The organism is Peptoniphilus sp. oral taxon 386 str. F0131, assembly GCF_000090945.1.
GTDB classification, from domain to species: domain Bacteria; phylum Bacillota; class Clostridia; order Tissierellales; family Peptoniphilaceae; genus Anaerosphaera; species Anaerosphaera mikwangii.
Map to the genome: position 1 here is coordinate 957,052 of NZ_GL349422.1, position 8,491 is coordinate 965,542.

At 29.0% G+C, this 8,491-nt stretch carries 10 protein-coding genes and 1 pseudogene; all 11 read left to right on the forward strand.

Going from position 1 to position 8,491, the window contains the following annotated elements; genetic code table 11:
- Positions 1-234, forward strand: a pseudogene (locus HMPREF0629_RS04545) (aspartate--ammonia ligase); the annotation flags it as partial.
- 71 nt (positions 235-305) lie between these two features.
- Positions 306-1,079 (forward strand): hypothetical protein, encoded by a 774-nt coding sequence (locus tag HMPREF0629_RS04550; protein WP_009222176.1) that lies wholly within the window; start codon positions 306-308, stop codon positions 1,077-1,079.
- A 43-nt stretch (positions 1,080-1,122) separates the two neighbouring features.
- Positions 1,123-1,617 carry a crossover junction endodeoxyribonuclease RuvC gene (gene ruvC, locus HMPREF0629_RS04555; RefSeq protein ID WP_009222177.1) on the forward strand — a complete coding sequence of 165 codons (495 nt, stop codon included), beginning with the start codon at positions 1,123-1,125 and terminating at the stop codon, positions 1,615-1,617.
- On the forward strand, positions 1,618-2,214 hold the full coding sequence (ruvA, locus tag HMPREF0629_RS04560; protein WP_009222178.1) for a Holliday junction branch migration protein RuvA: 597 nt from the start codon (positions 1,618-1,620) through the stop codon (positions 2,212-2,214).
- 2 nt (positions 2,215-2,216) lie between these two features.
- A complete protein-coding gene (ruvB, locus tag HMPREF0629_RS04565; RefSeq protein ID WP_009222179.1) occupies positions 2,217-3,233 on the forward strand; it encodes a Holliday junction branch migration DNA helicase RuvB in 1,017 nt (338 codons plus the stop codon).
- Entirely contained in the window at positions 3,230-4,360 is a 1,131-nt protein-coding gene (locus HMPREF0629_RS04570) for a SpoIID/LytB domain-containing protein (protein WP_009222180.1), read from the forward strand. Before ruvB ends, HMPREF0629_RS04570 begins: the two co-directional genes overlap by 4 nt.
- Before the next feature lie 14 nt (positions 4,361-4,374).
- A complete protein-coding gene (gene queA / locus HMPREF0629_RS04575; protein WP_009222181.1) occupies positions 4,375-5,397 on the forward strand; it encodes a tRNA preQ1(34) S-adenosylmethionine ribosyltransferase-isomerase QueA in 1,023 nt (340 codons plus the stop codon).
- Positions 5,398-5,405: 8 nt separating this feature from the next.
- The gene (tgt, locus tag HMPREF0629_RS04580; RefSeq protein WP_009222182.1) at positions 5,406-6,536 is read left to right on the forward strand and encodes a tRNA guanosine(34) transglycosylase Tgt; all 1,131 of its coding nucleotides are present in this window, start codon (positions 5,406-5,408) and stop codon (positions 6,534-6,536) included.
- A 1-nt stretch (position 6,537) separates the two neighbouring features.
- Positions 6,538-6,834, forward strand: coding sequence for a preprotein translocase subunit YajC (gene yajC, locus HMPREF0629_RS04585; RefSeq protein ID WP_009222183.1), 297 nt, complete (start codon positions 6,538-6,540; stop codon positions 6,832-6,834).
- 12 nt (positions 6,835-6,846) lie between these two features.
- Positions 6,847-6,993 carry a six-cysteine ranthipeptide SCIFF gene (scfA, locus tag HMPREF0629_RS04590; protein WP_009222184.1) on the forward strand — a complete coding sequence of 49 codons (147 nt, stop codon included), beginning with the start codon at positions 6,847-6,849 and terminating at the stop codon, positions 6,991-6,993.
- A 44-nt stretch (positions 6,994-7,037) separates the two neighbouring features.
- Entirely contained in the window at positions 7,038-8,384 is a 1,347-nt protein-coding gene (gene scfB, locus HMPREF0629_RS04595; RefSeq protein ID WP_009222185.1) for a thioether cross-link-forming SCIFF peptide maturase, read from the forward strand.
- Positions 8,385-8,491 lie beyond the last annotated feature (107 nt).

Below are 8,491 nucleotides of genomic sequence, written 5' to 3' on the forward strand. Positions count from 1 at the left end.
AAAATTACGCTTAAAAATCAGCTTGAAGAATCAAATAAGACAGAAAGAATGAGTATGGATTATCACAAAAATATAATAAATAAAAAATTGCCATATACAATAGGTGGCGGGATAGGACAATCAAGACTTTGTATGTTTTTCCTTGAAAAAAGACATATAGGAGAGGTCCAAGCTTCAGTTTGGACTCCTGAAATTATTGATGAATGTAAAAAACAAAATATAATTTTACTTTAATTTTAATAAAAATTACACATTTGTAACTATTTATAGTATAATAACATTAATGGATACATGGAGGAATTTTTATGGGAGCAATATCAAAAATTAAAGAAACTAAATATGATTATAATTTTTGCTCTATGGATATAAAAAGATATTTAATTGAGAAGTTTCTGTACGATAATGATTCTGAATCCATTAATATTTTACTTAATATGTATGATGTTGATAATTCTATAGAAACTATATGTCCTACTTATATTTCTTTAAAGCATTTAAAAAAAGATATTATAAAGTTTTTAAAGCATAAAGAAGGAAAAGAACTTATAGCATATAATCTTAGTAATCTTATTCACAATGATGTAAATAGGTTTGAATTGTTTTTATATTTAGAAGGATACAGGGCAGGTTCAAATGCAGTTAAAAATATTAATAAATTAGAAATAATAACATTTAAAAATTATAATATTGAAGACTTGTATTATAGAAGAACGTTATTTAATTATGAAGTGAAAGATAACGAAGTATTAAAATTAAAAGAAAATATGTTAAAAGATTTAAAAAGAGATAGTAAAGTAAGACGTACTATTTATGATATAGTATTTAAATTTAATTTGCATCTTTTAAAAAGGAAGGTATTTAATTTAAATGCTCATGTTGATAAACAATTAGTTCTTAATTTTGATATAACTGATGAATCTGATGTTAAATTTAAAGAAACAAATTCACATCTTTCTAAAAAAGAATTATATGGATTAGATAGAAAAATAGTTAGATTTTTGTGTATAGATGCAATGAGGATTTATGAAAATGCTTATTGGGAAGGCGTGAATGACAAAGTATTAAAGAGGTATAAATAAAAACTAAGATTTGTTGTCTTAGTTTTTTTATTAGTAATAGATTATGATAATATTAGGGATAGATCCGGGATTTGCGATAGTTGGATATGGAATTATTGAAGTGGTGGGAAATAAATATAAAGTACTTGATTACGGTGCTATTACTACAGATAGTAAAATGTCTTTTCCGTTGAGACTGGAAAAAATTTATTTAAAACTTGAAGATTTAGTAAAAAAATACAAACCGGATGACATAGCATTTGAAGAGTTGTTTTTTAATAAGAATGCAAAAACTGCAATGGCAGTTTCTCATGCAAGAGGAGTTATGATACTTTGTGGAAAATTAAATCATAAAGAATTGTTTGAATACACTCCGCTACAAATCAAGCAAGCAATAGCAGGGTATGGGAGAGCTGAAAAAAAACAAATACAGGAAATGGTTAAATTTATCTTAAAACTTAAAGAAACTCCAAAACCTGATGATGTTGCAGATGCACTTGCAGTTGCTATAACTCATGCTTCTTCCTTAAAGTTTAAAGACATGTTTAGGATGAAATAGATGATAGATTATATAAAAGGTATAATAAGCGAGCTTTTAGACAATTACATAGTTATAGAAAATAATTTTAAGGGATACATTGTATATATGTCACAGAGTGATATTGAACAACTTGAAATTATGCAAGAAGTAAAAATATATACAAGACTGATCATCAGAGAAGACAATATGACATTATATGGATTTGTGAATAAAGATTCAAGAAAACTGTTTGATTTACTTACATCAGTAACATCGGTTGGTCCTAAAGCGAGTATGGGTATACTTTCTACATTATCTGCTTCTCAAATAATAGTTGCTATACTTGATGAAAATAGTAAGGCTCTTACAAGTTCTCCGGGTATAGGTAAGAAGACAGCCGATAGAATAGTTCTTGAATTAAAAGATAAGGTTTCAAAATATAATTTTGAAACTCGGTTCGACGTTAAAGAATTAAAAAATAGCCTGAAGGAAGAAATAGATATTTCTCCTGCGGTTGAAGCTTTGATTAGTTTAGGTTACAATAAGTATGAGGCTAAGAAGGCTCTTACCGGGATTGACGAGAATTTTGATGTATCTAAAATGATAAAAGAAGCACTTAAAAGGTTGGGGAGGTAGTTATGGAAGACAGTAGAATGGTTGAACCTACAATAACTCCATTTGACAGTTCTAATGACAATACATTAAGGCCCAGATGGTTAAGTGAATATGTTGGTCAGGATAAAGTTGTTGAGAAATTAAAAATTTTTATAGAAGCTGCTAAGAATAGGCATGAACCTTTAGATCATTGTCTATTAAATGGACCTCCGGGTCTAGGAAAAACTACTTTAAGTTATATAATAGCCAATGAAATGGGAGTCAATGTTAAAGTAACAAGTGGACCGGCAATTGAAAGACCGGGAGATTTGGCAAGTATACTTTCAAATCTAAATGAAGATGATGTTTTATTTATTGATGAAATTCATAGGATAAATAGATCTGTTGAAGAAGTTTTATATCCTGCGATGGAAGATTATGCTCTTGATATAATAATAGGAAAGGGACCATCAGCACGTTCAATAAGATTGGACCTTGAAAAGTTTACTCTTATTGGAGCAACAACAAGATCAGGACAACTTACATCGCCACTTCGAGATAGATTTGGGGTTATATTAAATTTAGAATTGTATGATATTGACAGTTTAACTGAGATAATAATGAGATCTGCCGATATTTTAAATATTGCAATAGAAAAAGAAGGTGCAATGGAAATAGCTTGCAGGTCAAGGGGAACTCCTAGAATTGCAAATAGGCTTCTAAAAAGGGTTAGAGATTATGCTGAAGTAAAGGAAAGTGGAGTAATAACAAAAAGAGTTGCAATAAAAGGATTAAATTTACTTGATATAGATAAATTTGGGTTAGATGGCTTGGATAGAAAGATAATTCGTACTATGATAGAAAATTTTATGGGAAGGCCTGTTGGGATTGATGCAATAGCTGCATCAATAGGAGAAGAGAGAGTTACTATAGAAGATGCATATGAACCATATTTAATGCAAATAGGATTTATAAATAGAACACCAAGAGGTAGAGTACCTACTAAGGCTGCTTATGACCATTTTGGAATAGAATATAGAGAACAGGAGAACTTTTTATGAAAAAAATTTTTTTAGTGATTTTGATAATGTTATTATTGTCACCATTTAGTGTTTATGCTGAAGATGATACTTATTTTAATATAAAAATCGGAAAAACATATACTGAAGGTAGTGAAATTAATGTAACGTCAAAGTCTAACATCTATCTTGTTGATGCAGACTATAATAAGATAATCGACTTAAATTCAAAAACTGTAACTGCTGTATTAAAGTCGGGAAAAATAATTTTAAAAAATAAAGAACAAATATATTCAAATGATTTAGTACAAGACGGAGCTATGATGCTTGCAACAGATGATTATTTGAAGGTTAATAATGAATATAGAGGATATATTTATTTTAAAAATTTGAAAGGAAATCTTATAGTTATAAATCATATTAAACTTGAAGATTATTTAAAAGGTGTAGTTCCAAAAGAATTATCAGCAGAATATCCAATAGAAGCACTTAAGGCTCAAGCTATATGTTCAAGAGGGTTTGCATTAAAAAATATAAATAAATATAAAAAATTGGGATACAATTTAGATGATACAACTAATTCTCAAGTATATAGGGGAAAAAGTTGTGAAAAAGATAAAAGTAACAGAGCGGTAGATGAAACTAACGGAGTATATGCTACATTTGAAGGTAAGGTTGCCGATACTATTTTTGGAGCATCTTCCGGAGGGTGTACTGCAGATATCAAAGATGTTTGGGGAGGAAATGGATTAAGTTATTTAACTGTAATTGAAGATCCATATTCATTAAAATACACTTGGAATTATTCTTTAGATAAATCTAAAATGACTGATATGTTAAAAAATAATTCTATTAATATTGGAGAACTTTTATCAATAAATATAACAGATTATGATAATTCAGGAAGAATAAAAAAAGTAGATTTGATTGGAAGTAATTCAACAGTTAATATTACAGGTAATAAGTTTAGAAATATTTTTGGAAACACTAAAATAAAAAGTGCTTTGTTTACAGTTTCTGATTTAGGAAGTAGTTTTAAATTTGACGGCAAGGGTTATGGACATGGTGTAGGAATGAGCCAATATGGAGCTGTTGAAATGGCAAAAGAAGGAAAAAGTTACAGAGAAATCATACATTTCTATTTTCCTGGAGTTGAACTTAATAAATAGTAGAAAGGTTATAGATGAAGACAAGAGATTTTAATTATGAGCTTCCTAAGGAGTTAATAGCTCAACATCCTTTAGAAAATAGAGATTATTCAAGGCTTTTAGTATTAAATAGGCTCACAGGTGATATTGTTCATAAGCATTTTTATGACATTTATGATTATTTAAAAACCGGAGATGTCCTTGTTTTAAATAATACTAGGGTTATGCCGGCAAGAATTTTTGGCAGTAGAATTGATAGACAAGAACATATAGAATTTTTACTTTTAAAAAAGATTGAGAAAGATACATGGGAATGTTTATGTAAACCGGGAAAGAAAGCTAAAGTAGGAACTAAAATCTTTTTCTCTGAAAGATTGAACGGAGAAATAGTAGATGTATTGGAAGATGGTAATAGAATTATAAAATTTATATATGAAGGTATATTTGAAGAAATTTTAGATGAATTAGGTGAGATGCCTCTTCCACCATATATAACTGAAAAACTCGAAGATAGAGAAAGATATCAAACTGTATATTCAAAGATTGATGGTTCAGCAGCTGCACCTACTGCAGGATTACACTTTACAAAAGAGCTCTTAGAAAAATTAGAAGACAAAGGCGTTAAAATAGTATACGTAACATTACATGTGGGGCTTGGAACATTTAGACCGGTTAAATCAGATGACATATTTAATCATCATATGCATTCTGAATATTATGAGATATGCAAAGATACAGCAGATGAAATAAATAAGGCAAAAATAGAAAATAGAAGAATTGTTGCTGTTGGAACAACTTCAATTAGAACTTTAGAAAGTTGTGCAGATGATAAAGGTATGGTTAAAGAATCTAATGGGTGGACAGATATATTTATACATCCCGGATATAAGTTTAAGTGCGTAGATGCGCTTATAACTAATTTTCATTTGCCGGAGTCTACACTTGTAATGTTAGTTTCTGCATTTGCAACTAGAAGTATGATATTGAATACTTATGAAATAGCAGTAAAAGAAAAATATAGGTTCTTCAGTTTTGGAGATGCTATGTTTATATATTAGGAGATTTTATGTTTGAATTTGAACTTATTAAAGAGTCTAAAGAATGCAAGGCAAGATTGGGCAAAATAAAAACTACTCATGGTGAGATAGAAACACCTATATTTATGCCTGTTGGTACAAGAGCGACAGTAAAAACTATGACGCCCGAAGAACTTAAAGAGCTTGAAGCTCAAATTATTTTATCAAATACTTATCACTTATATTTAAAGCCGGGTATGGAAATAATAGAAAAAGCTGGTGGGCTTCATAAGTTTATGAATTGGGATAAACCGATTTTGACAGATAGCGGAGGTTTTCAGGTATTTAGTTTAAGTAACAACAGGAAGATATCGGAAGAAGGAGTTGAATTTAGATCGCATATTGACGGATCTAAAAAATTTTTATCTCCGGAAATATCTGTTGATATCCAAAATACATTAGGTTCTGATATTATGATGTGTTTTGATGAATGTGCTCCATATCCGTCGAGTTATGAATATATTTTAAATTCTATGAATAGAACTACACGATGGGCTAGGAGATGTAAAGATCATCATAAAAATGTTGATAATCAGGCTTTATTTGGAATAATACAAGGTGGAATGTATAAGGATTTAAGAGAAATTTCTGCAAAAGATTTAGTAGCACTTGATTTTCCCGGATATGCGGTTGGAGGATTAAGTGTTGGAGAACCTCTTGAACTGATGAATGAAATACTTGATTTTACAACTGATTTCATGCCTAAGAATAAACCTAGATATTTGATGGGTGTAGGTTCTCCTGATTATTTATTTGAAGCTGTTGAAAGAGGAATAGATATGGCGGATTGTGTATTACCTACAAGAATAGCTAGAAATGGTACTGTTATTACATCAAAAGGGAAACTTGTAATAAAAAATGCTAAATATAAAGATGATTTTACTCCGATTGATGATGAATGCGATTGTTATACATGTAAAAATTATTCGAGAGCATATATACGTCATTTATTCAATGTAGACGAAATTTTAGCATTGCGTCTTGCCACTATTCATAATCTACATTTTTTAATTAATTTAATGAAAAAAATAAGAGAATCTATAAAAAATGATACTTTCATGGAATTTAAAGATGACTTTTATAATAAATACGGTTATAATAAAATAAGAAGGGAGTTTTAATATGGATCCAAAAATAGCACAAATGTTAAGCTCGGTAGGTCCATTAGTTGTTGTTGTAATAGTATTTTACTTCTTTATGATTAGACCTCAAAAGAAAAAAGAAAATGAAATAAAATCAATGAGAGCTAATCTTAAAGTTGGAGATGATATAATAACTATTGGTGGAATAATTGGAAAAGTTGTTCTTGTTAAAGAGGACTATGTTGTAATTGAATCTTCAGGAAATAAATCAAGAATTGATGTTATGAAATGGGGAATTAATTCGGTAATAGCTAATAAGAATGATTTAAAGGCTTAAATGGAGGTACTTATGAAACACGTTAAGACATTAACAACTAAAAGATTAAAAGATACTTTTGCAAAAGGTGGATGTGGAGAATGTCAAACATCATGTCAATCTGCTTGCAAAACTTCTTGCACAGTTGGAAATCAAAAGTGCGAAAATTCTAATCAATAAGAGGGTTGGGTTAACCACCCTTTTATTTTATTAATGGGGGAAAAATGGGAAGTATTCATAAATTTTTTTTAAATGATAAATATATAGTATTAGATATAGCGAGTGGTTCAGTTCATGTAGTTGATGAAATAATATATGATTTAATAGGAGATTTTTTAAGTTTAGATGAATCTGAATTATATAAAAAATATGCTTTAAAATACGATTATGAGTCAATAAGAGAGGCTATTTCAGAGATTAATGCTTTAAAAGAAGATGAAGTTTTGTTTACTGAAGACAAAAGACTTTTTAAGCCTATATATAATCCTGATAATATAGTAAAAGCAATGTGTCTTCATGTTGCTCATGATTGTAATTTAAGATGTAAATATTGCTTTGCTTCACAAGGGGATTTTAATGGGAAAAGACTTCTTATGGACGAAGAAACAGGTAAAAAAGCACTTGATTTTATTTTAAAAAATTCAGGAAATAGAAAAAACTTAGAAGTTGATTTCTTTGGAGGGGAACCTCTAATGAATTTTGAATTAGTAAAAAAATTAGTTGATTATGGAAGAAATGAAGAAAAAAAATATAATAAGCACTTTAGATTTACAATTACAACTAATGGAGTGTTATTAAGAGATGACGTAATAGATTATATAAATGAAAATATGGACAATGTAGTTCTTTCATTAGATGGAAGAAAATGTGTTAATGATTATATGAGACCGACAATTTCCAAAAAAGGTTCTTATGACATTATAGTTCCTAAATTTAAAAAGTTAGTAGATAAAAGAGGAGATAAAGATTATTATATTCGCGGGACATTTACTAATGAAAACTTAGATTTTTCTCAAGATTTAATGGAATATTACAATCTGGGATTTAAAAAAACATCTATAGAACCTGTAGTTACAGATGAAAAAGAAGAATATGCAATTAGGGAAGAACATCTTGAAAAGATATTAAATGAATATGAAAAAATGAGTAAAGATTATATTGAGATCAGAAAAAAGGATCCTGATTTTAAGTTCTTCCATTTTATGATAGATTTGACTCAGGGACCATGCATAATTAAGAGAACTGTGGGATGTGGAGCAGGGTCTGAATATGTAGCTGTAACACCGGAAGGAGATATATATCCTTGCCATCAATTTGTAGGAGAAGAACAATTTAAACTTGGAAATGTAGATGAAGGAATACTAAATACTGAGTTAAGAGATAATTTTAAATGTTCAAATGTATTTACAAAGGAAGATTGCTATGAGTGTTGGGCTAGATATTATTGTAGCGGCGGATGTCATGCAAACGCATATTATGCAAATAATGATTTAAAAAAGCCTTATAAAATAGGTTGTGAAATGGAAAAGAAGAGAATAGAATGTGCTATATCAATACTTGCAAATGAATAACAATATTATATTGTCATGTAAAAGTTAACATATATATTTTTGAAAAATTAATTAAAGTGAATAAAGTGGTATTAAAAAAAGCAGCAAATCAAAAAAGATTTGCTGCT